The sequence below is a fragment of the Azospirillum sp. TSO5 genome, assembly GCF_003116065.1.
Lineage (GTDB): Bacteria > Pseudomonadota > Alphaproteobacteria > Azospirillales > Azospirillaceae > Azospirillum.
Genome location: NZ_LGQY01000175.1, coordinates 1 through 1403, shown reverse-complemented (window position 1 = coordinate 1403; position 1403 = coordinate 1). Strand labels below are relative to the sequence as shown.

The 1403-nt window shown below is 68.1% G+C and carries 2 protein-coding genes; both read right to left on the bottom strand.

What is annotated here, in order from left to right:
• Positions 1-410: VTT domain-containing protein (locus tag TSO5_RS31605; RefSeq protein WP_199231076.1), on the bottom strand; the 410-nt coding region annotated here is incomplete at its 3' end.
• 4 nt (positions 411-414) lie between these two features.
• Positions 415-1403: HAMP domain-containing sensor histidine kinase (locus tag TSO5_RS31600; RefSeq protein ID WP_109155328.1), on the bottom strand; the 989-nt coding region annotated here is incomplete at its 5' end.

Below are 1403 nucleotides of genomic sequence, written 5' to 3'. Positions count from 1 at the left end.
CACATACGGTTGGCGCCGGCGAGCAGCGCGGTCAGCACCCGCAGCAGCGCCACGAACCGCCCGAGCAGCACGACCTTGCCGCCGTGCCGTTGGAACAGGTACTGGCCGAGCCGCAGCCGCGGTTCGGTCAGCCGCAAGAGCGACCCATAGCGCACCAGCAACCGGTAGCCATAGCGCCGACCGATCAGGAAGCCGACATTGTCACCCACCACGGCTCCGGCAGCCGCCGCGCCGATCACGAACTCGATCCGGAAATCGGGGGAGGCCGCCGCCAGGATCGATCCGGCGATCAGCGTCGTCTCTCCCGGCAGGGGCAGACCCATGCTCTCCAGCGCAACCACGCCAGCGATCAGCCAATAACCGTAACCGGTCAGAAGTTGGGGAATCAGGCCGTGGAGCGGGAGAGACATCGCGTCACCTCGAATGCTGCGCCGTGACCGGGGGGCATTCCCCGGCCGGCCGGGCCGACAAGCCGTCACGGAGATTGAAGTCAAGCGAGACCCGCAGGCCCGGGCCGTTGTCCGTCACGGACACCGTCGCCTCATGACGGTCCGCGATGGCCTTCACCAGACTGAGACCAAGCCCGCTGCCATCGGTGGTGCGGCTCCGCTCCAGCCGGTAGAAGCGGCGGAAAATGCGTCCGCGCTCTTCCGCCGGCACACCGGGACCGTCGTCGGCGATCGTCAGCCGCGCCACTCCTGGACCGGCGGCCAGAGCCACCTCGATGCGCGTTCCGGCCGGGGTGTGCCGAATGGCGTTCTCAACGAGATTGACGAGCATTTGGGTCAGCAATTCGCGGTCGCCCGCAACCACCGCCGGGTCGAGCCGTGGACTGACCAGGACCTTGCCGTCCTCTTCGGCCGAGGGCGTGAAGGCCTCGACCACTGTCTCCACGATGACGTGAAGCTCCACCGGGTCGCGAACCGGCGGTCGAGCGCCGCCCTCGATCTGGGCGATGCGCAGCAGCGCGGCAAAGGTCTCCAGCAGCGTGTCGGTTTCCGCCAGGGCCGCGTCCACTGCGACCGCGTAGTCGTCGGTCGATGCGGCGGTCGCCCGCACCCGCTCCAGACGCTGGCGCAGCCGCGCCAACGGAGTGCGCAAATCGTGGGCGATGTCGTTGGACACCTGCCGCAACCCCTCCATCAGATCGGCGATGCGGCCGAGCATGCGGTTCAGCGTATCCGAGAGCCGGTCGAGGTCGTCGCCGGTTCCCCGCACCGGGATGCGGCTGGCCAAATCACCGGCGATGATCGCCTCCGCCGTGCGCGAGATGGCATCGACCCGCTGCAGGAAAGCCACGCTCAACAGAGCGCCGCCGGCGACCCCAAGCCCGAGCGTTACCAGCACCGCGACGGAAAATGCGTGGAAGATCGCCTCGTCGGCATCCTCTATCCATTCAAGAT